The sequence below is a fragment of the Curtobacterium sp. MCPF17_050 genome, assembly GCF_003224435.2.
In the GTDB taxonomy this organism is placed as follows: domain Bacteria; phylum Actinomycetota; class Actinomycetes; order Actinomycetales; family Microbacteriaceae; genus Curtobacterium.
In genome coordinates this window covers 1026226-1050042 of the sequence record NZ_CP126250.1, presented here as the reverse complement: position 1 = coordinate 1050042, position 23817 = coordinate 1026226, and the positions used below count along the sequence as shown (strand labels likewise).

25 protein-coding genes and 2 tRNA genes are annotated in these 23817 nt (G+C 71.3%); 12 read left to right on the top strand and 15 right to left on the bottom strand.

What is annotated here, in order from left to right; translation table 11 throughout:
• Positions 1-86: 86 nt before the first annotated feature.
• From DEJ34_RS05015 to DEJ34_RS05005, 3 genes are read left to right on the top strand one after another with little or no spacing between them, the layout of a single operon-like run.
• Complete coding sequence (locus DEJ34_RS05015) at positions 87-1007, top strand: ABC transporter permease (RefSeq protein ID WP_258368353.1); 921 nt, start codon at positions 87-89, stop codon at positions 1005-1007.
• Complete coding sequence (locus tag DEJ34_RS05010) at positions 1004-1960, top strand: ABC transporter permease (protein WP_258368354.1); 957 nt, start codon at positions 1004-1006, stop codon at positions 1958-1960. Before DEJ34_RS05015 ends, DEJ34_RS05010 begins: the two co-directional genes overlap by 4 nt.
• Positions 1957-3624, top strand: a complete 1668-nt coding sequence (locus DEJ34_RS05005) for an ATP-binding cassette domain-containing protein (RefSeq protein ID WP_181422265.1) — start codon at positions 1957-1959, stop codon at positions 3622-3624. The genes DEJ34_RS05010 and DEJ34_RS05005 overlap by 4 nt, the downstream gene beginning before the upstream one ends.
• Before the next feature lie 115 nt (positions 3625-3739).
• Here DEJ34_RS05005 and proP read toward each other — a convergent pair whose 3' ends face one another.
• Positions 3740-5320, bottom strand: coding sequence for a glycine betaine/L-proline transporter ProP (proP, locus tag DEJ34_RS05000; protein WP_258368355.1), 1581 nt, complete (start codon positions 5318-5320; stop codon positions 3740-3742).
• A 217-nt stretch (positions 5321-5537) separates the two neighbouring features.
• On the opposite strand from proP, the gene valS reads away from it, so the two are divergent.
• The 4 genes from valS to DEJ34_RS04980 all read left to right on the top strand — a co-directional run bounded on the left by valS (position 5538) and on the right by DEJ34_RS04980 (position 11228).
• A complete protein-coding gene (gene valS, locus DEJ34_RS04995) occupies positions 5538-8135 on the top strand; it encodes a valine--tRNA ligase (RefSeq protein WP_258368356.1) in 2598 nt (865 codons plus the stop codon).
• Positions 8136-8238: 103 nt separating this feature from the next.
• Positions 8239-8490 carry a hypothetical protein gene (locus tag DEJ34_RS04990; protein ID WP_110911637.1) on the top strand — a complete coding sequence of 84 codons (252 nt, stop codon included), beginning with the start codon at positions 8239-8241 and terminating at the stop codon, positions 8488-8490.
• 102 nt (positions 8491-8592) lie between these two features.
• On the top strand, positions 8593-9174 hold the full coding sequence (locus tag DEJ34_RS04985; protein ID WP_110823817.1) for a TetR/AcrR family transcriptional regulator: 582 nt from the start codon (positions 8593-8595) through the stop codon (positions 9172-9174).
• Positions 9175-9200: 26 nt separating this feature from the next.
• On the top strand, positions 9201-11228 hold the full coding sequence (locus tag DEJ34_RS04980) for a M3 family metallopeptidase (RefSeq protein ID WP_110911638.1): 2028 nt from the start codon (positions 9201-9203) through the stop codon (positions 11226-11228).
• Between the two features lie 63 nt (positions 11229-11291).
• Here the strand turns inward: DEJ34_RS04980 and clpX are convergent, their stop codons facing one another.
• Positions 11292-12572 (bottom strand): ATP-dependent Clp protease ATP-binding subunit ClpX, encoded by a 1281-nt coding sequence (gene clpX / locus DEJ34_RS04975; protein ID WP_110823815.1) that lies wholly within the window; start codon positions 12570-12572, stop codon positions 11292-11294.
• A 185-nt stretch (positions 12573-12757) separates the two neighbouring features.
• Here clpX and DEJ34_RS04970 point away from each other — a divergent pair, with 185 nt between their 5' ends.
• Together DEJ34_RS04970 and DEJ34_RS04965 are read left to right on the top strand one after the other, a co-directional pair.
• Positions 12758-13510, top strand: a complete 753-nt coding sequence (locus tag DEJ34_RS04970) for a YcnI family copper-binding membrane protein (protein ID WP_110911639.1) — start codon at positions 12758-12760, stop codon at positions 13508-13510.
• Positions 13507-14181 (top strand): copper resistance CopC family protein, encoded by a 675-nt coding sequence (locus DEJ34_RS04965; protein WP_284180707.1) that lies wholly within the window; start codon positions 13507-13509, stop codon positions 14179-14181. The genes DEJ34_RS04970 and DEJ34_RS04965 overlap by 4 nt, the downstream gene beginning before the upstream one ends.
• Before the next feature lie 66 nt (positions 14182-14247).
• Here DEJ34_RS04965 and DEJ34_RS04960 read toward each other — a convergent pair whose 3' ends face one another.
• The 5 genes from DEJ34_RS04960 to DEJ34_RS04940 all read right to left on the bottom strand — a co-directional run bounded on the left by DEJ34_RS04960 (position 14248) and on the right by DEJ34_RS04940 (position 17592).
• Positions 14248-14907 carry an ATP-dependent Clp protease proteolytic subunit gene (locus DEJ34_RS04960; RefSeq protein WP_110823813.1) on the bottom strand — a complete coding sequence of 220 codons (660 nt, stop codon included), beginning with the start codon at positions 14905-14907 and terminating at the stop codon, positions 14248-14250.
• A 26-nt stretch (positions 14908-14933) separates the two neighbouring features.
• Complete coding sequence (locus DEJ34_RS04955; protein WP_110823812.1) at positions 14934-15563, bottom strand: ATP-dependent Clp protease proteolytic subunit; 630 nt, start codon at positions 15561-15563, stop codon at positions 14934-14936.
• 180 nt (positions 15564-15743) lie between these two features.
• On the bottom strand, positions 15744-17087 hold the full coding sequence (gene tig / locus DEJ34_RS04950) for a trigger factor (RefSeq protein ID WP_110911640.1): 1344 nt from the start codon (positions 17085-17087) through the stop codon (positions 15744-15746).
• 36 nt (positions 17088-17123) lie between these two features.
• Positions 17124-17200, bottom strand: a tRNA-Pro gene (locus DEJ34_RS04945).
• 128 nt (positions 17201-17328) lie between these two features.
• Positions 17329-17592, bottom strand: coding sequence for a hypothetical protein (locus DEJ34_RS04940; RefSeq protein ID WP_110911641.1), 264 nt, complete (start codon positions 17590-17592; stop codon positions 17329-17331).
• A gap of 53 nt (positions 17593-17645) precedes the next feature.
• Here DEJ34_RS04940 and DEJ34_RS04935 point away from each other — a divergent pair.
• Positions 17646-17719: transfer RNA gene (locus DEJ34_RS04935), tRNA-Gly, on the top strand.
• A 144-nt stretch (positions 17720-17863) separates the two neighbouring features.
• Positions 17864-18589, top strand: a complete 726-nt coding sequence (locus DEJ34_RS04930) for an SGNH/GDSL hydrolase family protein (RefSeq protein ID WP_110911642.1) — start codon at positions 17864-17866, stop codon at positions 18587-18589.
• A gap of 19 nt (positions 18590-18608) precedes the next feature.
• Here the strand turns inward: DEJ34_RS04930 and DEJ34_RS04925 are convergent, their stop codons facing one another.
• From DEJ34_RS04925 to DEJ34_RS04910, 4 genes are read right to left on the bottom strand one after another with little or no spacing between them, the layout of a single operon-like run.
• Complete coding sequence (locus DEJ34_RS04925) at positions 18609-18923, bottom strand: transcriptional regulator (RefSeq protein WP_110911643.1); 315 nt, start codon at positions 18921-18923, stop codon at positions 18609-18611.
• Positions 18923-19393 carry a hypothetical protein gene (locus DEJ34_RS04920; RefSeq protein WP_110911644.1) on the bottom strand — a complete coding sequence of 157 codons (471 nt, stop codon included), beginning with the start codon at positions 19391-19393 and terminating at the stop codon, positions 18923-18925. Before DEJ34_RS04920 ends, DEJ34_RS04925 begins: the two co-directional genes overlap by 1 nt.
• A gap of 33 nt (positions 19394-19426) precedes the next feature.
• Entirely contained in the window at positions 19427-19966 is a 540-nt protein-coding gene (locus tag DEJ34_RS04915) for a GNAT family N-acetyltransferase (protein ID WP_110911645.1), read from the bottom strand.
• A complete protein-coding gene (locus tag DEJ34_RS04910; RefSeq protein ID WP_181422266.1) occupies positions 19963-20505 on the bottom strand; it encodes a GNAT family N-acetyltransferase in 543 nt (180 codons plus the stop codon). Before DEJ34_RS04910 ends, DEJ34_RS04915 begins: the two co-directional genes overlap by 4 nt.
• Before the next feature lie 57 nt (positions 20506-20562).
• On the opposite strand from DEJ34_RS04910, the gene DEJ34_RS04905 reads away from it, so the two are divergent.
• A complete protein-coding gene (locus DEJ34_RS04905) occupies positions 20563-21228 on the top strand; it encodes a CatA-like O-acetyltransferase (RefSeq protein WP_110911647.1) in 666 nt (221 codons plus the stop codon).
• On the opposite strand, the gene DEJ34_RS04900 is transcribed toward DEJ34_RS04905, so the two are convergent.
• The 4 genes from DEJ34_RS04900 to DEJ34_RS04885 all read right to left on the bottom strand — a co-directional run bounded on the left by DEJ34_RS04900 (position 21196) and on the right by DEJ34_RS04885 (position 23755).
• Positions 21196-21858 (bottom strand): hypothetical protein, encoded by a 663-nt coding sequence (locus DEJ34_RS04900; protein ID WP_146236937.1) that lies wholly within the window; start codon positions 21856-21858, stop codon positions 21196-21198. The genes DEJ34_RS04905 and DEJ34_RS04900 overlap by 33 nt on opposite strands.
• Positions 21859-21949: 91 nt before the next feature.
• The gene (locus DEJ34_RS04895; RefSeq protein ID WP_110900678.1) at positions 21950-22333 is read right to left on the bottom strand and encodes a hypothetical protein; all 384 of its coding nucleotides are present in this window, start codon (positions 22331-22333) and stop codon (positions 21950-21952) included.
• On the bottom strand, positions 22330-22902 hold the full coding sequence (locus tag DEJ34_RS04890) for a TetR/AcrR family transcriptional regulator (RefSeq protein ID WP_110900677.1): 573 nt from the start codon (positions 22900-22902) through the stop codon (positions 22330-22332). Before DEJ34_RS04890 ends, DEJ34_RS04895 begins: the two co-directional genes overlap by 4 nt.
• On the bottom strand, positions 22895-23755 hold the full coding sequence (locus DEJ34_RS04885) for an alpha/beta fold hydrolase (RefSeq protein ID WP_110911649.1): 861 nt from the start codon (positions 23753-23755) through the stop codon (positions 22895-22897). The genes DEJ34_RS04890 and DEJ34_RS04885 overlap by 8 nt, the downstream gene beginning before the upstream one ends.
• Positions 23756-23817: the final 62 nt, after the last annotated feature.

Genomic DNA, 23817 nt, shown 5'->3' with positions numbered 1-23817 from the left:
AGCGGCCGACAGGCCGTGCCGGTGGGGAGAGGTCCGGTGCCCGTCCGGCACGCCAGCCTGTCCGTGCGGGCTGGGTGCGCTGGACGGTGCGCCGCGTCCTCGGCGGCATCGGGGTGCTCTGGGCCGTCGCCACAATCGTGTTCGTCGCGATCCGTCTCATCCCGGGGGATCCCGCCCTCGCGATCCTCGGCGGGCCGGGGTCCCAGGCGTCGGCCGAGGCGGTGGCCCAGGTGCGGTCCGAGTACGGGCTCGACCAGCCCGTCCTCGTGCAGTACCTGGTGTTCCTCAGTCGTCTGGCGGCGGGGCAGCTCGGGGACTCGTACGCCTTCCGGACGCCGGTGTCGACGCTCCTCGCGCAGGAACTGCCCGTGACGCTGACCCTCGCGGTCGCCGGGCTCGGGGTCGCCTGGCTGCTGGCGGTCGTGGCCGCGTGGTGGTCGACGCAACGAGGCCGGACAGCGGCACTGCTGACCACCGGCCTGGCCGTCACCGCCAGTGTGATGCCGCACTTCTGGCTCGGCAGCGTGCTCATCGTGGTGTTCGCCAGCTCCCTGGGGTGGGTGCCCGCCGTGAGCGACGGCACGCTGCGCGGCTGGGTCCTGCCCGTGCTCGTCGTCGCGGTGCCGGTCGCCGGGTACCTGGCCGAGACGATCCGCGACGGCGTGGTGGACGCGCAACGGTCCGCCTTCGCGCTGGCCGCAAGGGGTCGTGGGGAGTCCCGCGCCGGTCTGTTCGGTCGCCATCTGCTCCGGCACGCCGCACTCCCCGGGATCGCCCTGTCCGCCTGGGCCTTCGGGTCGCTCGTGTCCGGGGCCGTCGTCGTCGAGTCGGTGTTCGCGCTCCCCGGGATCGGCCGGGCGCTCGTGACCGCGGTGACGCAGCGGGACATGCCCCTCGTCGCGGGGATCGCGCTCGTGTCGGCGGCGGCGTACGTCGTCGTGCTCGCCGTGGCCGACCTCGTCGAGCGCGCGGTCGACCCGCGCGGCGGCGAGGCGGAGGCACGGTGAGCGGCATCCTCGACCCGGGCCTCCCGTCCGGCACCGAGCCGGTCGCTCCCGGACCCGGCACCGACCCCGACGGCAGGTCCGGCGGCACGCCGACCAGGCTGTCCGAGACGTCCGGCGCGCGCGCCGGACGCCGGTCCGAGCGATTCCGTGGGGGGACGCTCGGGCCGGCAGGCACCATCGCGGCCGCCGTGGTGGCGGTCGCGGTGGTCGCCGCCCTGTGGCCGGCGCTGCTCGGCGGCGCGCACCCGCTGGCGGTCTCCCCGGCCGAGGCCCTCTTGCCACCAGGCCCGGGTCGTCCGTTCGGCACCGACGAGTCGGGCCGGGACGTCCTGGCGCGGGTGGTCGCCGGGACACGGGCGTCGCTCCTGGTCGGCGTCGTCGCCACGCTCGTCGGCGGCGTGACCGGCGTGCTGCTCGGCGTCCTGGCCGGGCTCGGTGGACGGGTGGTCGACGCAGTCGTCGGTCGGGTGACCGAGGTCGCCTTCGCGCTGCCGCTGCTGCTCGTCGCGCTCGTCGTCATCGCGGTGACCGGCCCGGGTCCGGTGCCGGCCATGCTCGCCGTCGGGTTCGCGACCGCGCCGGGGTACGCCCGGATCGTGCGGGGGCTGGTCCGGACCGCGCGGGCGTCGCAGGTGGTCGAGACCGCCGTGCTCCTCGGCCGCTCCCCCGCCGCGATCGTGTTCCGCCACGTGCTGCCCGCCGCCCTCTGGCCGATCATCGCCGTCGGCACGCTCGGCATCGGTCAGGCGGTGGTGTGGGCATCGGCCCTGAGCTACCTCGGCGTCGGGACACCGCCACCCGCGCCGGAGTGGGGCGCCATGCTCGCCGACGGCCGCACCTACCTGCAGACGGCCCCGTGGATGAGCACGTTCCCGGGCCTCGCGATCGTCGTCCTCGCGACAGCGGTGACGGTGCTCGGTCGGGCGCTCCGCCGACGTGGGGATGCTCGGTGAGCAGCGCCGGGACCGCCGAGCCCGTCCTCGACGTCGCGGGGCTCGCTGCCACCGTCGGGACGACGACGCTCGTCGAGGACGTCGACCTCCACGTCGCCCCGGGTGAGCTGGTCGCCCTGGTCGGCGCCTCCGGTTCCGGCAAGTCGGTCACCGTCCGGGCTGCGCTCGGGCTCTCCGCGGACGGCGTCCGCATCGGCGCCCGCCGGCTCGTGCTCGCCGGGCGCGATGTCCGCGCGTTGTCCGATCGGCGGTGGCGCGACGTCCGGGGACGCCTCGTCGGCTACGTCGGCCAGGAGGCCCTCGGCGCCCTGGACCCGCTCCGTCCCGTCGGGCGGGAGGTGGCCGACGCACTCCGGCTGCACACCGACCTGACCGCTCGCGAGCGTGTCGACGCCGTGGGAGCGGCGCTCGAGGCGGTCGGACTCGACCCCGCGCTCGCCACGGAGGGGCGCACAGCCGGGACACTGTCCGGCGGGATGCGGCAGCGTGCGCTCATCGCCGCGGCCACGATCGCGGACCCCGGGCTGCTCGTCGCCGACGAGCCGACGACCGCGCTCGACGCCGGCATCGCCCTCACCGTGATGGAGCAGCTCCGCGCGGCGCAGCTGCGCGGCACCGGGGTGCTCGTCGTGACGCACGACCTCGGGCTCGTCGCGGGGTGGGCCGACCGGGTCGTCGTGATGCACGGCGGACGGGTCGTCGAGGACGGGCGGACCGCGGACGTGCTCGGATCACCCCGGCACGAGGCGACGCGGGCACTCGTCCGGGCGGCGCGGACGGCTGACGGCCCCCTGCGCGGCGGTCCGACCGCCGGCGTCCGCGGTGCCGACGTCGGGGCCGCAGGCGTCGTGATCGCCGATGCCGCAGCTGCCGGCCGTCCCGTCGAGACCCCCGTGCTCGCGGCGCATGCACTCCGCCGGACCTACGCCGGGGTCCCGGCGGTCCGCGAGGTGTCGCTCCGGGTCGACCGTGGTCGGGTGCTCGGCATCGTCGGGGCCTCGGGTTCCGGCAAGACGACCGTGGCGCGGATGCTCCTCGGGCTCGAGACCCCCGACGACGGCACGGTCGCCCTCGGCGGCGAGCCCTGGGCGCCGCTGCCCGAACGGGACCGTCGCCATCGTCGCCCGCGGATCGCCGCGGTCGTACAGGACCCCGGCGCGACGTTCGACGAACGGTGGGACGTCGACCGGGTCCTCGCGGACGCGCTCACCGGCGGCCGGGCTCGGCGCGCGACCGGACCCCTCGGCGACCGGGTGGCGACGGCGCTCCGGCAGGTCGGGCTCGACCCCGCGCTCCGGCGTCGCTCCCCGCGCACCCTGTCCGGCGGGCAGCGGCAGCGGCTCGCGATCGCCCGGGCCCTCGCGACCGAGCCCGAGGTGATGGTGCTCGACGAGCCCGTCACCGCCCTCGACGCGACCGTGCAGGACGCCGTGCTGACACTGCTCGAACGGCTCCGGGACGAGACCGGTGTCGCGATGGTGTTCGTGTCGCACGACCTCCGGGCCGTCCGGCGGCTGGCCGACGACGTGCTCGTCGTGCACGACGGCACTGTTGTCGAGTCCGGTCCCGCCGACGAGGTCCTCGCCCGTCCGACCCATCCGGTCACCGAGCGACTCGTCCGCGCCGCCGAACGGCTCACCGCCGGCCCGACCGAGCCCGCCTGACCCGGGCTCCCGGAGCGGCCGGGACCGCCCCGACTCGTCAGGGGCAGAGGACGATCCGCGAGGGAGGCCCGCCCTGCGGACGCAGGACGGGCCTCCCGGCCGGGTGGTCGGCGGGTCAGGAACCGGCGGGTGCCTGCTCCTGGCTCGCCCCGCCGCCGTCCTCAGGGATGACCGGGAACTGGCTCGTCGAGAAGTCCTTCGCCCAGTCGGACTGCGCGAGCTCCGAGGTCGGGTCGTCGTACTCCGCGATGACGTCGGCGACCTCGTCCTCGTGCGCGACCGTCGGGCCGGAGCCCATGAGCGGTGAGCTCGCGGTCTCCTTCGTGAAGTACACGGCGACCAGCCCGATCAGGGCCGCGAGCATGAGGTAGAAGGCCGGGATGTCCTCGGCCCAGCCGAAGCCGGCGTCCTTCGCTCCGGCGATGAGCGCCTGCGTCGCCAGCGGCGTGGTGCCACCGAAGAGGGAGACCGACACGTTGAACGCGATGGCCAGCGCGCCGTAGCGGATGATCGTCGGGAACAGCGCCGGGAGCGTCGACGGCATGGTCGACGTGAACGTCACGAGGACCAGACCGAGGATGAGCAGGCCGGCGAAGACGCCGGGGCCGGTGCCGGTCTGCACGAGCTTCAGCGCCGGCCAGGACAGCAGGATGAACCCGATGCATCCCGCGGCGAGCACGGGGCGACGACCGAACCGGTCCGACAGCCGTCCGCCGAACGTGATGACGACCATCATGAGGATCATCACGATGACGATGAGGATGAGGCCGAACGTGGCGTTCTGCCCGAGGTTCGTCTCGAGGTAGGTCGGCATGTACGACAGGAGCATGTAGTCGGTCACGTTGAAGACCAGGACGAGGCCGATGCAGACGATGAGCGAGCGCCAGTTCTCGGCGAAGAGCTTGAGGAACGGGGTCTTCTGCGACTCGCGCTCGGCAGCCTGCTCCTGCTGCTTCTGGAACGCCGGGGTCTCCTCCAGCTTGAGCCGCAGGTACAGCCCGATGAGGCCGAGCGGCCCGGCCACGATGAACGGGATGCGCCAGCCCCAGCTCAGCAGGGCGTCCTCGGGCATCGCGTACTGCAGGACCGTGACGATCGAGGCGCCGAGCACGTAGCCGGCGAGCGTGCCGAACTCGAGCCACGAGCCCATGAAGCCGCGGCGCTTGTCGGGCGAGTACTCCGCGATGAACGTCGCGGCACCGCCGTACTCACCACCCGTCGAGAAGCCCTGCACGAACCGCGCGACGAGCAGCAGCACCGGCGCCCAGAAGCCGATCGTGTCGTAGGACGGGATCAGGCCGATCATCAGCGTGCCCGCGGCCATCAGGATCATCGTCAGCGCGAGGACCTTCTGCCGGCCGATCTTGTCGCCGATCGGGCCGAACACCGCGCCACCGATCGGGCGGACGATGAACGCGGCGGCGAAGAAGCCGAACGTGGCGACCAGGTTCGAGGTCGGGTCGCCCGCCGGCAGGAACACCTTCGAGATGGTGACGGTCAGGTAGGCGAAGATGCCGAAGTCGAACCACTCCATCGCGTTGCCGAGCGCCGCCGCGGCGACGGCACGCTTGAGCAGCGACTCCTCGACGACGGTGACGTCGTCCTCGGTGAGCTTCCGCCGGGCGCGCTTGGCGGCGCCCTTCGTCCGCAACGGGCGGTCCCCGTGCGGCTGCGTCGGTGTGTCGTTCGCTGGCAAGTCGTTCCTCCGGTGTGCTGTGCGTCCTTCGGGCGTCCGACGAGGCGGCGACACTGGCGACCTGCGAGCCGCGCTCGCCGGACAAACCCCGGAAGCCTACCAGTCGGGCTTGTGGCGACGGGGCGACCACTACGCTGGAGGGACCCTGTCGAGCGCGGGGACACTCAGGCACCTCATCACGGACTCGGTGCCGCACATACGAACGGAAGGCGCAGCCATGACCAAGCCCATGCCCGACAAGCCATCGGTGGACGGACTCGAGCAGGTCTGGGGACCGCAGTGGGAGCAGGACGGCACCTACCGGTTCGACCGCGCCGCCGCCGGTGACCGGTCCGCCGTCTACTCGATCGACACCCCGCCGCCGACCGCTTCGGGTTCGCTGCACATCGGGCACGTGTTCTCGTACACGCACACCGACCTCAAGGCCCGGTACGAGCGCATGCGGGGCAAGCACGTGTTCTACCCGATGGGCTGGGACGACAACGGGCTCCCCACCGAGCGTCGCGTGCAGAACTACTACGGCGTCCGGTGCGACCCGTCGCTCCCCTACGACCCCGACTTCACGCCGCCGTTCGAGGGCGGCGACGGCAAGTCGAGCAAGGCCGCCGACCAGCTGCCGATCTCGCGTCGCAACTTCATCGAGCTGTGCGACCAGCTGACCGTCCAGGACGAGCAGCAGTTCGAGGAGCTCTTCCGCACCCTCGGGCTCTCCGTCGACTGGACGCAGTCGTACCGCACGATCGACGCGACCTCGCGTGCCAGCGCCCAGCGCGCCTTCCTCCGCAACCTCGAGCGCGGCGAGGCCTACCAGGCCGACGCCCCGACCCTGTGGGACGTGACGTTCCGCACCGCGGTCGCCCAGGCGGAGCTCGAGGACAAGGAGATGCCGGGCGCGTACCACGGCCTCGCCTTCCACAAGTCCGACGGCAGCGGTGACGTCGTCATCCAGACCACCCGCCCCGAGCTCCTGCCGGCGTGTGTCGCCCTCGTCGCGCACCCGGACGACGAGCGCTTCCAGGACCTGTTCGGCACGACCGTCCGCTCCCCGCTGTTCGACGTCGAGGTCCCGGTGCTCGCGCACCACCTCGCGCAGAAGGACAAGGGCGCCGGCATCGCGATGATCTGCACGTTCGGCGACACCACCGACGTCGTGTGGTGGCGCGAGCTGCAGCTGCCGAACCGCTCCGTGATCGGGTTCGACGGCCGTATCCGTTCCGAGGAGCCGGCGTGGATCGAGTCCACCGAGGGCCGGGCGCTCTACGCCGAGATGGCCGGCAAGACGGTGTTCTCCGCCAAGAAGGTCGTCGTGGACGCCCTCACCGCGTCCGGCGAGCTCGTCGGCGACGTGAAGACGATCAACCACCCGGTCAAGTTCTTCGAGAAGGGCGACAAGCCGCTCGAGATCGTCTCCACCCGCCAGTGGTACATCGTCAACGGGGCCCGCGACGAGCAGCTCAAGGCGACCCTGCTCGAGCGGGGGAACCAGATCGCGTTCCACCCCGACTTCATGAAGGTCCGGTACGAGAACTGGGTCGGTGGCCTGTCCGGCGACTGGCTCATCTCCCGCCAGCGCTTCTTCGGCGTGCCGATCCCGGTCTGGTACCCGCTCGACGCCGACGGCAACCCGGTCTTCGACCAGCCGATCGTCCCGACCGAGGCGCAGCTGCCCGTCGACCCGTCGTCCGACCCGGCCCCCGGGTACGACGAGTCGCAGCGCGGTGTCGCCGGTGGCTTCCAGGGCGAGCTCGACGTGATGGACACCTGGGCGACCTCGTCCCTCACCCCGCAGCTCGCCGGCAAGTGGGAGACCGACCCCGAGCTCTACGGCCTGGTGTACCCGTACGACGTCCGCCCGCAGGCGCAGGACATCATCCGGACCTGGCTGTTCACGACCGTGCTCCGCAGCCAGCTCGAGGCCGACGTGGTTCCGTGGACGAACGCCTCGATCTCCGGCTTCATCGTCGACCCCGACCGCAAGAAGATGTCGAAGTCGAAGGGCAACGTCGTCACGCCGCTGTCGATCCTCGAGCAGCACGGGGCGGACGCGGTCCGGTACTGGGCGGCCTCGTCGAAGCTCGGGACCGATGCCGCCTTCGACCCGCAGAACCCGAAGCAGATCAAGGTCGGCCGTCGTCTCGCGATCAAGGTGCTCAACGCGGCGAAGTTCGTCTACGGCTTCGAGCTGCCCACCGGCGCCCACCGGGTGACGGAGGCGCTCGACGTCGACATGCTCGCCGCGCTCGGCACCGTCGTCGACCAGGCGACGGCCGCGTTCGAGGCGTACGACCACGCCCGTGCGCTCGAGATCACCGAGCGGTTCTTCTGGACCTTCTGCGACGACTACCTCGAGCTCGTCAAGGAGCGTGCGTACGGCACCGCTGCGGACGCGACCCACGAGACCCAGGCGAGCGCGGTGCTCGCGCTCCGGGGCGCGATCGACGTCCTGCTCCGTCTGCTCGCCCCGTTCCTCCCGTACGCGACGGAGGAGGTCTGGGCCTGGACCCACGAGACCAGCGTGCACCGGGCCTCCTGGCCGACGCGGGCCGACCTGCCGGTCGACCAGGCCGAGACCGGGCTGCTCGCCGCCGTCGGGCAGGCGCTCATCGGCATCCGCGGTGCGAAGACGGCCGCGAAGGCGTCCCAGAAGACGCCCGTCACCCGGGCCGTCGTGCAGGCGCCCGCGGACCTCCGCGAACTGGTGGAGCGCGCGGCCGTGGACCTGGCGGCCGTCGGCCGCATCCAGGACCTCGCCTTCGTGGACGGCGACGAGTTCGCGGTCACCGAGATCGAGCTGGCCGAGCAGCCCTCGGCCTAGTCGGAGCACCCGGGCTGCGACCCGGACACCGAGGACGCCCCGTTACCGTGGAGACACGGGCGGGGCGTCCTGCGTCCCCGCCACCCACGGACTGGAGGCACACATGGAGTTGGGCACGAGATGGAACGTCGGTGCGGAGCCGCCCGCGCGGCTGCCCGAGACGATGATCGTCGCGGTCCGCAGCGTCGAGGAGGACCTGGCGGCGCAATCGGTCGACGCGTCGACGTGGCGCTGGACGCTCACCTTCCTGGAGGGCAAGCCCGTGGTCGAGCTGGACGACGGGACGTCGATCCACCTCGACCCGCTCGGTCACGCGCAGGTGACGGACCCGGACGACGCGGGTTCGGAGGACTGACGGGAACGCGGAGCCCAGGGGGAACGGTCCGCGGCGTACAGTGGAGAACCAGCGTTCCCGGCGCGGGGCCCGGCCGGCGGACAGTGGACGGACGGAGTGCGCATGGCCACGAGCACGGTCGAGCCGGAGACGACGGCACGGATCGTCGACACCGCCGATGCGCTGTTCTACGCGCGCGGCATCCAGTCCGTCGGCATGGACGAGATCCGGACGACCGCCGGGGTCTCGCTGAAGAAGCTCTACGCCGCGTTCCCCGGCAAGGACCAGCTCGTCGCCGCCGTCCTGACCGGGCGGCACGGGCTCTGGGAGCGGGGCATCCGCGCGGCCGTCGACTCCGCGGAGGGCCCGCGCGCGAAGATGCTCGCCGTCTACGACTTCCTCGAGTCGTGGTTCGGCGACGACACGTTCCGCGGGTGCGGGTTCATCAACGCGTTCGGTGAGCTCGGTGCGACCTCGCCGGCCGTCGCGGCCATCGCCCGGGAGCACAAGGAGTCGTTCCAGCGCTTCGTCAGCGAACTCGCCGTGCAGGCCGTCTCCGACGTCGAGCGCGCCGAGGAGCTCGCCGCGCAGCTCGCACTCCTCGCCGAGGGGGCACAGACGACCGCCGCGATCGCCGGCACCCCCGACGCTGCCGTCCACGCCCGGCGCGCAGCCGCGGTCCTCATCGACGCCGCCACGCCCTGACACGGGTCGGTGGATAGGTTGTGGGGATGGCCACTCCGTTCGACGAACCGAGCACTCTCCCCTACGCCCTCCCGCCGTTCGACGACGTCCGGACGGAGCACTACCGACCGGCGTTCGACGCCGGGATGGCCGAGCACCGCGCCGAGGTGGAGGCGATCGCCACCGACCCGCACCCGCCGACGTTCGAAAACACCCTCGTCGCGCTCGAACGGTCCGGACAGCTGCTGCAGCGGGTCGAGATGGTCTTCTCCACCGTCACCTCGGCCGACTCGACCGACGCGCTCCGCGACCTCGAGGCCGAACTGTCCCCGCTCCTGGCCGCTCACCGTGACGCCGTCGTGCTGGACGCCCGCCTGTACGCGCGCGTGCGGGCCGTGCACGACGACCTCGAGGACACTGCCGGTCTGTCGGACGAGGACCGACGCCTCGTCGACCGCACCCTGACCGAGATGACGCTCGCCGGCGCCGGACTCGACGACGCCGGCAAGGAACGACTGACCGCCGTCAACCAGGAGCTCTCCTCGTTGACGACGACCTTCGAGCGGAACCTGCTCGAGGACACGAACGACGCGGCCGTGCACGTCACCGACGAGTCCGAGCTCGCCGGACTCGACGACGGCGCACTGTCCGCGGCCGCCACCGCAGCGGCCGACCGCGGCTTGGACGGCTGGCTCGTCACCCTGCCGCTCTACACCGGGCACCCGTGGCTCGCCACGCTCACCGACCGCGGGCTCCGACAGCGGATCATGGAGGCGTCGCTCTCCCGCGGACGACGCGGCAACGCCTTCGACAACCGCGACGTCCTGCTGCGGATCGTGCGCCTCCGTGCCGAGCGCGCGGAGCTGCTCGGGTTCCGCGACCACGCCTCGGTCGTCACGGCCGACGAGACCGCCGGCGACCCCGACGCCGTCGCCGGGCTGCTGTCGTCGCTCGTGCCGGCCGCCACCGCCAACGCACGCGACGAGCGGGCGGTGCGGTCGCGGACCGTCGGGTACGAGGTCGAGTCGTGGGACTGGGCGTACGCCACCGAGGTCCTGCGTGGTGAGCAGTTCGCCGCCGACAGCGGAACGCTCCGCCCCTACCTGGAAGCCGACCGGGTCCTGGTCGACGGCGTCTTCCACGCGGCCACCGCCCTGTACGGCCTGCGGTTCACCGAACGACCCGACCTCCGTGGCTACAACGACGAGGTCCGCGTGTTCGAGGTCACCGACGAGCACGACGAGCCCGTGGGGCTGTACCTGCTCGACCTGCACACGCGGGACGGCAAGCGGGGCGGCGCGTGGATGAACCCCGTCGTGGAGCAGTCGCACCTGCTCGGCACGCTCCCCGTCGTCGTGAACAACCTCAACGTGCCGAAGCCCGCCGCGGGTTCGGCCACGCTCCTGACGCAGGACGAGGTGGAGACGCTGTTCCACGAGTTCGGACACGCGCTGCACGGGTTGATCGCCCGCACGACCTACCCGCGGTTCTCCGGCACGAACGTCGAGCGTGACTTCGTCGAGTTCCCGTCGCAGGTCAACGAGATGTGGGTGACCTGGCCCTCGGTGTTGGCGAACTACGCGAAGCACTACGAGACCGGCGAGCCGATGCCGCCCGAACTCGTCCTCGGGCTCAGCGACTCGGAGGGGTTCAACGAGGGCTTCGGCACGACCGAGTACCTGGCGGCCGCACTGCTCGACCAAGCCTGGCACCGGCTCACCGCTGCCGAAGCGGCCGCGGTCACCGACGTCGAGGCATTCGAACGGCAGGCCCTGGCCGACGCCGGCGTCGACGCCCCGGCCGTCCCGCCCCGCTACTCGTCGACGTACTTCGCGCACACGTTCTCGGGCGGGTACGACGCCGGGTACTACGGCTACATCTGGAGCGAGGTGCTCGACGCCGACACCGTGGAGTGGTTCCGCGACAACGGCGGGCTCTCGCGCGAGGCCGGCGAGCGGTTCGCCCGTCTCCTGCTCGGCGTCGGCGGGGCGAAGGACCCGCTCGAGGCGTACCGCGCCTTCCGCGGCCGCGACGCCGAGGTCGGGCCGCTCCTGCGACGCCGCGGGCTCGAGTAGGCCGCGGGCACGAGTAGGCCGCGCGACGGCGGCGACGGCGGTGCGCCGCTGCCGTCGCCGCCGCTACGCGGACTTCTCGACGCGCTTCGGCTGCGACCGCGGGACGATCGTCGGCGCGGCGTTCTCGAGCACGGTGGCCCGGTTGATGACCACGCGAGCGACGTCGTCGTCCGACGGGATGTCGAACATGATCGGCCCGAGGACCTCTTCCATGATCGCCCGGAGGCCGCGAGCACCCGTCTGCCGCAGGACGGCGAGGTCCGCGATGGCCTCGAGCGCACCCTGGTCGAACTCGAGCTCGACGCCGTCGATCTGGAACATGCGCTGGTACTGCCGGACGAGGGCGTTCTTCGGCTCGGTCAGGATCTGCATGAGCGCGGCCTGGTCGAGCTTCGACACCGTCGTGACGACGGGCAGGCGACCGATGAACTCCGGGATGAGCCCGAACTTGTGCAGGTCCTCCGGCAGGACGTCGGCGTACAGGTCCTGCTGGTCGAGCGGGCTGTGCAGCTGCGCGCCGAAGCCGATGCCGTGCTTGCCGACGCGCGAGGACACGATCTCCTCGAGCCCGGCGAACGCCCCGGCCACGATGAACAGGACGTTCGTCGTGTCGATCTGGATGAACTCCTGGTGCGGGTGCTTCCGGCCGCCCTGGGGCGGGACGGAGGCGACCGTGCCCTCGAGGATCTTGAGGAGCGCCTGCTGGACGCCCTCGCCGGAGACGTCGCGCGTGATCGAGGGGTTCTCGGCCTTCCGCGCGATCTTGTCGACCTCGTCGATGTAGATGATGCCGGTCTCGGCGCGCTTGACGTCGTAGTCGGCGGCCTGGATGAGCTTGAGGAGGATGTTCTCGACGTCCTCGCCCACGTAGCCGGCCTCGGTCAGGGCGGTGGCGTCCGCGACCGCGAACGGCACGTTGAGCCGCTTCGCGAGGGTCTGCGCCAGGTAGGTCTTGCCGCAGCCGGTCGGACCGATGAGCAGGATGTTCGACTTGGCGATCTCGACGTCGTCGCGGTCCTCGGCGGCGGTGATCTGCCCCTGCGCACGGACGCGCTTGTAGTGGTTGTAGACGGCCACCGCGAGGGCACGCTTGGCCGGGTCCTGCCCGATGACGTACTCCTGCAGGAAGTCGAAGATCTCGCGGGGCTTCGGCAGGTCGAACTCGCCGCTGCCGGTGTCCTCCCCCGCTTCGGCGAGGCGTTCCTCGATGATCTCGTTGCAGAGTTCGACGCATTCGTCACAGATGTAGACGCCGGGGCCGGCGATCAACTGCTGTACCTGCTTCTGGCTCTTCCCACAGAAGGAGCACTTCAGGAGGTCGGCGCTCTCTCCGATGCGTGCCATGCTCTCGGCCTTCCCTGGTCGACGCGCGCCGCCAGTGCGGTGCACGAGGTCGTCGTGGGACCGAGCCTAACCGCATCCGCCGACACAGCGCGGGACCCCCGGCCGCGTTCGCCCACGGCGTCGGCGGCCTGGTAGCGTGGTCGCCGTTGCTCTACAAGTTGTAGAGAACGGCTCCTGGAGGAACCATGCACAAGCGCCTCGCCACCGGCGGCGTCGCCACCCTCGGTGTCGCCGCCGCGATCGTCCTCGGCTCCGCGGCCGCTGCCAGCGCACACGTCGGCGCGGACGCCACCTCGACCGCGGCGAACTCGTACACCACGGTGACGTTCTCCGTCCCGCACGGCTGCGACGGTTCCCCCACGACGAAGCTCCGGTTCCACGTCCCCGAGTCCGTCATCGAGGTCACGCCCACGGTCAACCCGAACTGGACGATCACGAAGGAGACCGAGCCGTACACGGCGCCCAGTGCCGCGGCGGACGAGGACGAGTCGGAAGCCGCGGCCGAGCGGGTCACGAGCGTCACCTACACCGCGAAGACCCCGCTCCCCGCCGACGAGCGCGACACCTTCGCGCTCTCCTTCGCCCTGCCGGACGGCACGGCCGGCGACACCGTCGCGATGCCCGTCTCGCAGACCTGCGAGGAGGGCTCCACCGAGTGGGACCAGACGACCGAGGCCGGCAAGGCCGAGCCCGAGCACCCGGCGCCCACGATCACGCTGACCGCGGCGGACACCGCGGAGGACGAGCACGCCCACGGCGCCACGGAGTCCACCGAGTCCGGCGAGTCGGCGGCGACCACCGCCTCCACTGCGTCCTCCACCGCTCCGGCGGACCCCGACCTGGTCGGCCGGTTCCTCGGCCTCGGTGGCCTGCTCCTCGGCGCCGTCGCGCTCGTCGTCTCGGTCGCCGCGTCGCGCCGTCGCGGCAGCACGAAGTGACGTCGGGCACGCAGACGGCCTCGCGCCCGGCGGACGTGCGCGGTCGGGCCGGGAGGCTCGTGGCCGCGTCCGCCGCGGCGCTCGCGATCGCGGGCAGCGCGGTCCTCGGGCTCGCTGCCCCCGCCAGCGCGCACAACTACCTCGTCTCCGCCACCCCGGCGGCCGACAGCACCCTGACCGAGCTGCCAGAGTCGTTCGCGATCACCACGAACGACCGCCTGCTCGACATCGGCGACACCGACTCCGGGTTCGCCTTCCGCGTGGTCGGCCCGGACGGGGAGTACTTCGAGGACGGCTGCGTCGACGTGGACGGTCCGACGATGACCACCGCCGCCGCACTCGGCGACTCCGGGGAGTACACCGTTGAGTGGCAGATCATCTCCGCGGACGGGCACACGGTCTCGGACTCGTACGACTTCACGTGGGACGCGCCCGCCGGGTTCTCCCCCGCAGCGGGCTCCACGGAACCGCCGACGTGTGCCGCCGACGCGGGTGGGTCGTCAGCGGCCGCGAGCACGACGGGCACCGAGTCCGGCACGACGTCGTCCACCGCGTCCGACGCCCTGTGGATCGGCGCGGGTGGCCTCGTCGTCGTGGCTGCGGCGGTCGCCGTGCTCCTGCTCGTCCGTCGTCGCCCGGCGCCTGCCGCCGACGACCCCGACGAGGGCTGAGCCGGACCACCCCGGACACGACGACGGCCCCGTACCGATCCGGTACGGGGCCGTCGTCGTGTCGCGCTACTTGACGAGCGCCGGCAGGTTCTTGCGGCTGGTGAGGACCTGGTCGATCAGGCCGTACTCCACCGCTTCCTGCGCGGACATGATCTTGTCGCGCTCGATGTCGTGGTTGATCTGCTCCGGCGTCTTGTTGGAGTGCTTCGACAGCGTCTCCTCGAGCCAGGTGCGCATGCGGAGGATCTCCGCCGCCTGGATCTCGATGTCGGACGCCTGACCGCCACCCTGCTGGACAGCGGGCTGGTGGATGAGCACGCGGGCGTTCGGGAGCGCCAGGCGCTTGCCCGGGGTCCCGCCGGCGAGGAGCACCGACGCGGCCGATGCGGCCTGACCGAGGCAGACCGTCTGGATCTGCGGGCGGATGTACTGCATCGTGTCGTAGATCGCCGTCATCGCGGTGAACGAGCCACCGGGCGAGTTGATGTACATCACGATGTCGCGGTCCGGGTCCATCGACTCGAGCACGAGCAGCTGGGCCATGACGTCGTCAGCCGACGCGTCGTCGACCTGCACGCCGAGGAACACGATGCGGTCCTCGAACAGCTTCGCGTACGGGTCCTGCCGCTTGTAGCCGTAGGCCGTGCGCTCTTCGAAGCTCGGGAGGATGTACCGGTCGGTGGGAGCCGGGACGTTCTGCGCGCCACCGAGCATGGGGAGATGCATTCTCGTTTCCTTTTCTTCGGTGGGGATCAGGACTGGGCGTCGGGCTCGGCGGCCGGCGTGGGGGTCTCGCCGTCGCTGACGGTGCCACCACCACCGACGACCTCGGCGGACGAGGCGCGCAGGTGGTCGACGAAGCCGTACTCGAGGGCTTCCTGTGCCGAGAACCAGTTGTCGCGGTCGTTGTCCTTCAGGATCTGCTCGATGGACTTGCCGGTCTGCTCAGCCGTGAGCTCGGCCATCCGCTGCTTCATGTCGAGGATGACCTTCGCCTGCGTCTGGATGTCGGCGGCGGTACCACCGAAGCCACCGGACGGCTGGTGCAGGAGCACGCGCGCGTTCGGCGTGATGTAGCGCTTGCCGGGCGTGCCGGACGAGAGCAGGAACTGCCCCATCGACGCGGCGAGACCGATGCCCACCGTGACGATGTCGTTCGGCACGAACTGCATCGTGTCGTAGATCGCCATGCCGGCGGTGATCGAACCACCGGGCGAGTTGATGTAGAGGTAGATGTCCTTCTCAGGGTCCTCGGCGGCGAGGAGCAGCAGCTTGGCTGCGATCTCGTTCGAGTTGTCGTCGCGGACCTCGGAGCCGAGCCACACGATCCGGTCTCTCAGAAGGCGGTCAAAAACACTGGGGTTCAGTGTTGCTTCGGCCATGGAAAAGCTCCCGTTCAGTTGTCGCTTGTTGTCGAACTTATCGGTTGCAACGCACGTGGTCTCGTGTGTTCGCTGTCGGCGGTCAGGCAGACCGGGAACACGGTCGGAACGTGCGGGAACACGAACGGGAGGCACGGTGCCAGCTGGCACCGTGCCTCCCGTTCGTGAGGATGGTCGCGACTACTTCGCGTCGGCCTCGGCCGACTCGTCGTCGGACTCGTCCGCGTCGACGTCGTCGCCCTGGGCGACACCCGCGGTGAACGCGGAGAGGTCGACCGGGTTGCCGGCCGTGTCCTTCACGGTGACCTTCGACAAGACCGTCGCGACGGCCTTCGAGCGGGCGACCTCGCCGACCATGCCGGGGATCTGGCCGTTCTGGTCGATCACCTTGATGAACTCGGCGGGCTCCATGCCGTACTGGGCAGCGGCCTGGATCAGGTACTGCGTGAGCTCCTCCTGCGAGACCTGGATCTGCTCCTTCTCGGCGATGGAGTCGAGCAGGATCTGCGAGCGGAACGCCTTCTCGCTGGACTCGGCGACCTCCTTGCGGTGCTCGTCGTCCTCGAGGCGGTTCTCCTGCTCGAGGTGACGGTGCACCTCGTCCTCGATGAGCTTCTCCGAGATCGGGATCTCGACCGACTCGAGGAGCTGCTCGACGAGCTTGTCCCGAGCGGCAGCGCCCTGGCCGAAGGTCTTCGACTTGGCGATCTGCTCCTTGAGGTCGACCTTGAGCTCGTCGAGCGTGTCGAACTGGCTGGCGATCTGGGCGAACTCGTCGTCGGCCTCGGGGAGCTCGCGCTCCTTGACGGCGGTGACGGTCACGGCGATCTGGGCGGTCTCGCCCTCGCGGTCGCCACCGACGAGCTTCGACTCGAAGGTGGTGGACTCGCCGGCGGTGAGCGACTCGAGCGCCTCGTCGATGCCCTCGAGCAGGTCGCCCGAGCCGATCTCGTAGGAGACGCCGGTGGCCGAGTCGACCTCGTCGTCACCGATGGTGGCGGTGAGGTCGAGCTGCGCGAAGTCGCCGACCTTGGCCGGACGGTCCACGGTCACGAGCGTGCCGAAGCGCGTGCGGAGGTTCTGCAGTTCCTCGTCGATCTCCTCGTCGGAGACCTCGACCGCGTCGACCTCGATCTCCATGGAGCCGTAGTCGGGCAGGTCGAACTCGGGACGCACGTCCACCTCGAAGGTGAGGACGAGGTCGCCGGAGAAGTCCTTGACGTTCGGGAGCTCGGCGACGTCGGCCTCGGCACGGCCGAGGATGCGCAGCTCCTGCTCGTCCACCGCCTGGCGGTAGAAGGTGTCGATGGCGTCACCGACGGCGTGGTTCAGGACCTCGCCGCGGCCGACACGCTGGTCGACGATCGCCGGCGGGACCTTGCCCTTGCGGAAGCCGGGGATGTTGATCTGCTCGGCGATGTGCTTGTACGCGTGGTCGATGCTCGGCTTGAGATCTTCCGGCGTCACGTTCACGGTGAGCTTGACGCGGGTGTCGCTCACCTTGTCGACGGTGCTGGTGGCCAAGGGATGTTCTCCTGTTGGTTGACGTTCGATGTGACCTGGTCGGGGCGACAGGATTTGAACCTGCGACCTCCCGCTCCCAAAGCGGGCGCTCTACCAAGCTGAGCTACGCCCCGGTACGAGGGCCAGGATCGTCGTGTGCGCCTGTTGACGCGCGGGCAGGACGAGTCCGGCCCCACGACCTCGATGAGTCTAGCGGGCTCGCGATGCGCGATCCCCGGCAGGACCCTCGGTTGTGGGGAAGTCAGTCGTCCGCGGACTTCCGGAGGCCCTGTCGCCAGCGCACCCCGACGATGACCTGGACGGCCAGCGCGGCGACCCCGAGCAGCAGACCGACCACGATCCGCCACACGTGCAGCAGCGCGTGCCACGGCTGCGCCTGCGGGTCGCCGAGCAGTTCCGGGCGCAGGGACAGCATCACCGCGGCGACCGCGACGAGCACGTACGAGAGCACCCGGGAGCGCTTGATCGTGCGCTGCGACGACTCGTCCGGCGGCGGCAGGATCATGGCGGTGTCGTTCGTCCGGTATGGTGGTGGGGCCGCGACTCGTGCGCGGCCGCGGGGATGTAGCTCAATGGTAGAGCCCCAGTCTTCCAAACTGGCTACGCGGGTTCGATTCCCGTCATCCCCTCCACATTCCCGTCGTCCCGTCCACAAGGTCGCGGCGCACGGCGCCGTACCCCGACGGTCCACATTCGTGAGGACTAGCGTGGCGCTGGCCGGAAGGACGTCGACGCGCGGCGCACCCGCTGCCGCAGGGATCGACGGCGGCGCACCCATGTCACGAGTCCGCACGGCCGTCCGGTCCGCCGTCACGCTGCCGGCACGCGTCGGCCGGTTCAGCGAGTTCCTCTTCCGCCGTTCCGACGCAGCGTGGGACGTGTACCCGGACGACCCCGCGGAGGGAACGGTCGTCGGATCGGACGTCACACGGGTCCTGTTCCTCGGCGAGCGCGGGGAGCTCTCCCTCGGCGTGCGCACCCACGAGCTGTCCCTGCCGGCGTTCTTCGCCCGGCACAGCACCGCACGGCGTGGCCGCGGGACGTCGTGGTCCATCGCGAGCGCCCCGTCGTCGAGCGTGCGGGACCTGCCGACCGTGGTGGACGGACACCGCGAGCACCTGCGTGGCTGTGAGCTCGTCGTCGTCATGGTCGGCATCACCGACGCCCTCCGGGTGATGTCGCCGCTCACCTGGGAACGGCACCTCCGCGACACCCTCGCCGCGCTCCTCGACGCGCTCCCGCCCGGCACCCGGGTCCTCGTCGGTGCGATCCCGCCGCTCGACAACGCCGGCAGCCTCTCCCGACCTGCACGGATCGCGGCCGGTGCGCACGGCCGGGAGCTCAACCGCCGGTCGTGTGCGGTGGCAGCGGACCACCCGCGCGTCGACGTCGTGGGCTTCCCCGAGGAATTGACGCGGTCGGTGTGGCGTCCGGAGGCGGAGGAGCACCGCTACCGGGACACCTACGCCGTGTGGGGCGCGCATCTGGCCGAACACGCCTGACGCTCCGTCACAGGCTGACTCAGCCCAGCAGCACCCGCAGGGCGGCGACGTGCGCTCGGTACGCGCGCCGACCCTCCGGGGTGAGGGCGAGCCACGTCTTGACACGGCCGTTGCCGGTGGGCTTGCTCACCGTGAGGTAGCCGGCCGACTGCAACACCTTCACCTGTTTGCTCGTCACCGAGTCACTCACACCGAGTGCGTCGCGGACGACCGAGAACTCGGCTTCGTCCAGCGGGTCGAGGAAAGCGCAGATCTGCAGACGGTTCGGCGCGTGCACGACCTCGTCGAAGGTCGGAGGCGCGCTGCTCGCCGGCTCGTCGAGCGGGGAGGCCATCAGGACGCGACCACGTGGCCGCTGCGCAGCTCCGACCGCAAGCGCGCGTCGAACCGCCGCCCGAGAGCGACGATCAGGACGAACAGGACCCCGGCGCACACCCACACCGGCCAGAGGAGGCCCGTTGCGGCATGGACGACCATGGCGGTCACCACCACGACGACGGCCGACACCCCCATCGCCACCGCCCATCGGGTAGCGGCGCCTGCCCTATGTCCGGAGACCCAGACGCCGGTCCGGCGACGGTAGACGGAGACGAGGGCGCCGAGTCCGACGAAGAAGGCGATGAGGACGCTCATCCGGACCACTGTGCCACCGAGCGTGTAGCCGACGAGGTAGGCGGCGGTCAGCAGCCCGAGCGTCGGGTGGTACCACCAGGGCGTCACGAGGCGGTCGGCGACGGAGGCGCGGGTGGCTTCGACGGCAGCGAGCGCTTCACGGGCCCGGGCCAGGTCTTGCTCGTTTTCCATGTCGGCAAGTCAATCATTTGCCAGCTTGGAAAGTCAACGGATCGGCGCCACCGGCGGGTCATCGCGGAGGCGTTGGAACATGAGGTGGTCCTGCCACCGGCCCGCGATCTCGAGGTACCGCGGCGCCTGACCGTACTGCAGGAAGCCGTTGCGGGCCAGCACCCGCTGCGAGGCGGTGTTGTGCACCAGTGTCTCGGCCTGGACCCGGTGGAGGGCGAGCTCGTCGAACGCGTGGCCGAGCGCCGCCGCCACAGCCCGGGTGGCCAGCCCGCGTCCGGTTCGGTCCTCCGACAGCCAGTACCCCATCGCGCACGACCGGAAGGGTCCCCGCACGATGCCGCTCAACGTCAGCCGGCCAGCGACCCCGCCGTCGTCATCGAGGATCACGAACGGAGCGGCTTCGCCCCGCTGATGTCGGTCGAGCACGAGCGCGATGTCCGAGCGCTGGCCCTCGACGGTCTCGTGGCCGTCGGCCCGGATCGGGCTCCACGGTGCCAGGAACTCCCGGTTGCGGACGAGCAGGTCGGCGAGCGCCGTGCTGTCCTCCGGTGAGACCAGACGGATCGGGCTCACCGGGGAGCGCCTTCCGGCCGACCGGCCTGCTCGAGTGCCCGGACCATCTCCAACGTCACGCCGTCGGTGAAGCCCACCGGTCGAGTCCGGCCCGTCTCGACGAACCCGTGGCGGGAGTAGAAGCGCCGCGCCGGTGTCCCGTGCTCGTACACGTACAGGCGGAGGTGGTCCGCGCGCTGACCCGCCCAGTCCACGATGCCCCCGAGGAGGGCGTCGGCGACACCGTGCGTCCGACCTCGGAACGCCGGCGAGACGAAGACCCCGGTCAGGACCGGGCCCGGACCGTCCTCGTCCCCGATCTGGGCGCTCATCATCCCGATCCACCGGCCGGACAGGTCGTCGACCGCGGCGAGGCTGGTCGTGTCGATCCCCTGGCCGCGCCGAGCGCGGAGACGCCAGTCGTCCTCCGTCATGCCGCGGGTCGTCTCGAGGGTCGCCCCGTACGAGATCGGGTTGTCGGTCGCGTTCTCGATCCGGAGCTCGCGGACCAGTGGCCAGTCGTCCTCGACGGTCCGGCAGATCGTGAAGGCAGTACCCATGCGAGCGACGGTACCGGGCCGACGGCATTGCACCATCGCCGTCCTAGGCTCGGCACCATGGACACCCTCCGGCCGATCGACGTCGCGACCTGGCCTCGCCGCGAGCACTTCGAGCACTACCGCCACCGTGTTCCCTGCACCTACGCGATGACGATCGACGTCGACGTCACCGAACTGGTCGGCGCCCTGCACGGGACGCCGGTCAGGAGTTCCGTGGCGCAGATGTGGGCGCTGTCGACCATCGTCAACCGACACGAGGCGTTCCGCATGGCGCTCGACTCGTCCGGAGACCCGGCCGTGTGGGACGTCGTGCATCCGTCGTTCACGGTGTTCAACCCGGAACGGGAGACGTTCGCCAGTGTGTGGACGCCGTACCGCGAGGACTTCGCGACCTTCCACCGTGAGGCCGTCGACGTCCTCGACCGGTACCGCACGGCGTCCTCGCTCTTCCCGCAGGACGACGTGCCGCCGAACGTGTTCGACGTGTCGAGCATCCCGTGGGCGTCGTTCACCGGGTTCACGCTGGGGATCCGGGATGCGTGGGACCACCTGTCGCCGATCTTCACCATCGGCCGCTACCGGCGGACCGAGGACCGGGTCGTCATGCCTCTGGCAGTCCAGATTCACCACGCGGCGGCGGACGGCTTCCATGCGGCTCGTCTGGTGACCGAGTTGCAGGAGCTGTTCGCGTCACCGCAGTGGACCTCCGGGGCCGCCGGCTGAGCCCGTGCCGCTCGGGTCACCCGTGAGGAGGGGGATCTCCGGCTCGCGGAGCGGTAGGCCCAACTCCCGCGCGGTCTCGACGTACGCCCGGTAGACCGCCGCGTACTGCTCCCGTGCCCGATCCGCCTGCTCCTGCATGAAGGGGCGTTCGACGTACGTCTCGTACCCGATCGTCTGACGTCGGTCGGCCTCGGCCGTGACGGCGACGCTCCACCGCCACACGTCGGCTGGGCTGGCGTCCGCCGGCGCTGCGGCGAGCACCACGGCCGGGACGGGCACGACAGCCCTGGCGGCGCTCCGCGGTTCGCCCGAGGTGACCACGAACGCGGTCCCGATGCAGACCCAGACCCCGATGAATGCCCCACCCGCTCCGAACGTCGTCGCGCGGAGGGACGGGCCCGCCACCAGGACGCCGATCCCGAGACCCACCGCCGCCGCCAGTGCGACGGTCGCGACTGCGAGCAGCACCCATCCCCATGCCGCCCGTCGCTGTCGCCGACGGACGGCAACGAGGTCGTACCGGTCCCGCCACCGCCGCAACGTCGCGGCACCGGGGCCGTCGCGGTCCACGTACACGTCCCCGTCGGGTGCGACGAAGACGGCTGAGTCGGGCGAGCGCGGGTCGATCACGAACACAGCGTCCCACCGCTCGTCCCCGGGGGTGCGGAAGCCCGGGCGCCGGGCGAGCAGCGATCTCCGAGCGCCGGTGCAGGGACGAGGGTCATGAGGCCGATGGCTGCGACATCCGCCGCCAGGCCAGCAGCGACCGCCACCGGGGCACTTCGGTGACCGCGACGGTCACGCACAGTGCGGTGACGACGACGGCCAGCCAGGAGGGCCAGATCACCCACGCGGCGACGGTCGCGCCGACGAGGTGCGCCAGGACCGACACGATCGTGACGATGCCGTGCGTCGCGACCGGTGCGTCGCCGCCCGGCCGGTCGCCGGGCGTCGAGAACACGGCAGGCGGGACGAGCAGCAGGAGCACGGCCCCGATCGCGAGCGGGATCGAGTGCGGCCAGAGTGCCCACGGTACGGCCACCCAGGCGACGAGTTCCGCGCCGGCGCGGAGGCCGCCGCGGACGGGGTCGTGTCCGACGCTCATCGTGACGGACCGGCGCGCAGGCCGCGGTCGAGGAAGTCGATCATCCACGTGAAGCTCTCGTCGACGTCGGTCCCCATCTGGAATCCGCCGGAGACCTCGAGCGTCGCGAAGCCGTGCAGCACGCTTCGGAGCATCCGGAGCGCGTGGACCTCGTCCGCCGGGTCGAGGCCGTAGTCGCGGAGGACCGCGGAGAACGACGACAGTGTCCGGTCGAGTGCGAGGGTGAGCGGGTCGTCGGCGTCCGCGGGACGAGCGCCGGTCGTGGCCGCGTAGCGACCGGGGTGCTCACGCACGTACCGGCGGACCGCACCGGCGGCGGCGGCCAGGGCGTCCCTCCCGGCCCGCCCCTGCGTCGCGTCCCGCAGCGCTTCGCTGAGTTCCGCGACCGCGACGACCGCGATCCGTCGGGTGAGGTCGGTGAGACCGTCGACGTGCTTGTAGAGCGACGGCGCCTTGACGCCGAGCCGTTCTGCGACGGTGCTCATGCTCACCTGCGCGAGCCCGTTCTCGTCGGCGAGCGCGGCGGCGGCCTCGGTGACGACCGCCGCGTCGAGTCCGGCCCTAGGCACGATCGCCCCCGATCGGCAGCGCGGCGAGGGTGCGGCCGAGGAACGGGAGCAGGAGCGCCAGGACCTCGGCCGGGGTCTCGGTGTGCGGGTAGTGCCCGGCTCCCTCGATCACGGCGAGCTCGCCGAGACCGGACGGCAGGTCGGCGACGACCCGGCGTCCCTCGGCGGCGGGGTCGGCCCAGTCCGGGTCGGCGCTGCCCTCGATGACGAGGACCGGGCAGCGGACGTCGGCGAGCCGGGCGCCGGCGTCGGTCGGCGAGGTCTTCGTCATGGCGCGGAGGACGGCCATGCGCTCGGGCTGCCGGAGCGTGTCCTCGATGCGGCGACGCTCCTCCGTCCAGTCGGCGGGCTTGGTGGGCACGGCGATGTCGAGGTAGGCGAGCCAACCCGGCAGGCTGCCGGTCGTCATGACCGTGAGGAGTCGGAACGTCCCGGCACGGTGCTGGTTGCGGTTGCGGAGGAACCCGCCGAGGTCGAACGACTGTGCGCGGGTGAAGGGAGCCAGCTCGACGATGCCGGCGACGACGTCGGGTGCGTCCGCGGCCGCGATGGTCGCGGCACCGCCGCTGATCGACTGCCCGACGATGACGGCGGGGCCGCCGAGGTGCCGCACGACGGCCACGAGGTCCGCGGCGATGTCGGCGCGCTCGTAGCCGGACCAGCCGGTGCTCGAGTCCCCGCAGCCGCGGATGTCGACGTTCGCGACCCGGTAGCCGGCGGCGACGAGCTCCGGGACGAGGAACCGGTACGAGTGGCGGCTGTCACCCATGCCGTGTGCGAGGACGACGAGCGGACCGGTGCCGCTGACGTCGACGGCGATGGTGCCGCCGTCGAGTTCGATGTGTTCGAGCATGAGCGCCTCCTGGCTACGAGTGTTAGCCATAAGCTAATCCCCGTAGCCAGGACGTGTCAACA

Excerpts from the sequence above, each read along its gene's own strand:
- DEJ34_RS04905 (WP_110911647.1), top strand. The coding sequence starts at position 20,563 with ATGGACACCCTCCGGCCGATCGACGTCGCGACCTGGCCTCGCCGCGAG.
- DEJ34_RS04990 (WP_110911637.1), top strand. The coding sequence starts at position 8,239 with ATGGAGTTGGGCACGAGATGGAACGTCGGTGCGGAGCCGCCCGCGCGG.
- DEJ34_RS04885 (WP_110911649.1), bottom strand. The coding sequence starts at position 23,755 with ATGCTCGAACACATCGAACTCGACGGCGGCACCATCGCCGTCGACGTC.
- clpX (WP_110823815.1), bottom strand. The coding sequence starts at position 12,572 with ATGGCACGCATCGGAGAGAGCGCCGACCTCCTGAAGTGCTCCTTCTGT.
- DEJ34_RS04920 (WP_110911644.1), bottom strand. The coding sequence starts at position 19,393 with ATGGAAAACGAGCAAGACCTGGCCCGGGCCCGTGAAGCGCTCGCTGCC.
- DEJ34_RS04960 (WP_110823813.1), bottom strand. The coding sequence starts at position 14,907 with ATGCATCTCCCCATGCTCGGTGGCGCGCAGAACGTCCCGGCTCCCACC.
- DEJ34_RS04985 (WP_110823817.1), top strand. The coding sequence starts at position 8,593 with ATGGCCACGAGCACGGTCGAGCCGGAGACGACGGCACGGATCGTCGAC.
- valS (WP_258368356.1), top strand. The coding sequence starts at position 5,538 with ATGACCAAGCCCATGCCCGACAAGCCATCGGTGGACGGACTCGAGCAG.
- DEJ34_RS04925 (WP_110911643.1), bottom strand. The coding sequence starts at position 18,923 with ATGGCCTCCCCGCTCGACGAGCCGGCGAGCAGCGCGCCTCCGACCTTC.
- DEJ34_RS04970 (WP_110911639.1), top strand. The coding sequence starts at position 12,758 with ATGCACAAGCGCCTCGCCACCGGCGGCGTCGCCACCCTCGGTGTCGCC.
- DEJ34_RS04895 (WP_110900678.1), bottom strand. The coding sequence starts at position 22,333 with ATGAGCGTCGGACACGACCCCGTCCGCGGCGGCCTCCGCGCCGGCGCG.
- DEJ34_RS04910 (WP_181422266.1), bottom strand. The coding sequence starts at position 20,505 with ATGGGTACTGCCTTCACGATCTGCCGGACCGTCGAGGACGACTGGCCA.
- DEJ34_RS04940 (WP_110911641.1), bottom strand. The coding sequence starts at position 17,592 with ATGATCCTGCCGCCGCCGGACGAGTCGTCGCAGCGCACGATCAAGCGC.
- DEJ34_RS04955 (WP_110823812.1), bottom strand. The coding sequence starts at position 15,563 with ATGGCCGAAGCAACACTGAACCCCAGTGTTTTTGACCGCCTTCTGAGA.
- DEJ34_RS04980 (WP_110911638.1), top strand. The coding sequence starts at position 9,201 with ATGGCCACTCCGTTCGACGAACCGAGCACTCTCCCCTACGCCCTCCCG.
- DEJ34_RS04930 (WP_110911642.1), top strand. The coding sequence starts at position 17,864 with ATGTCACGAGTCCGCACGGCCGTCCGGTCCGCCGTCACGCTGCCGGCA.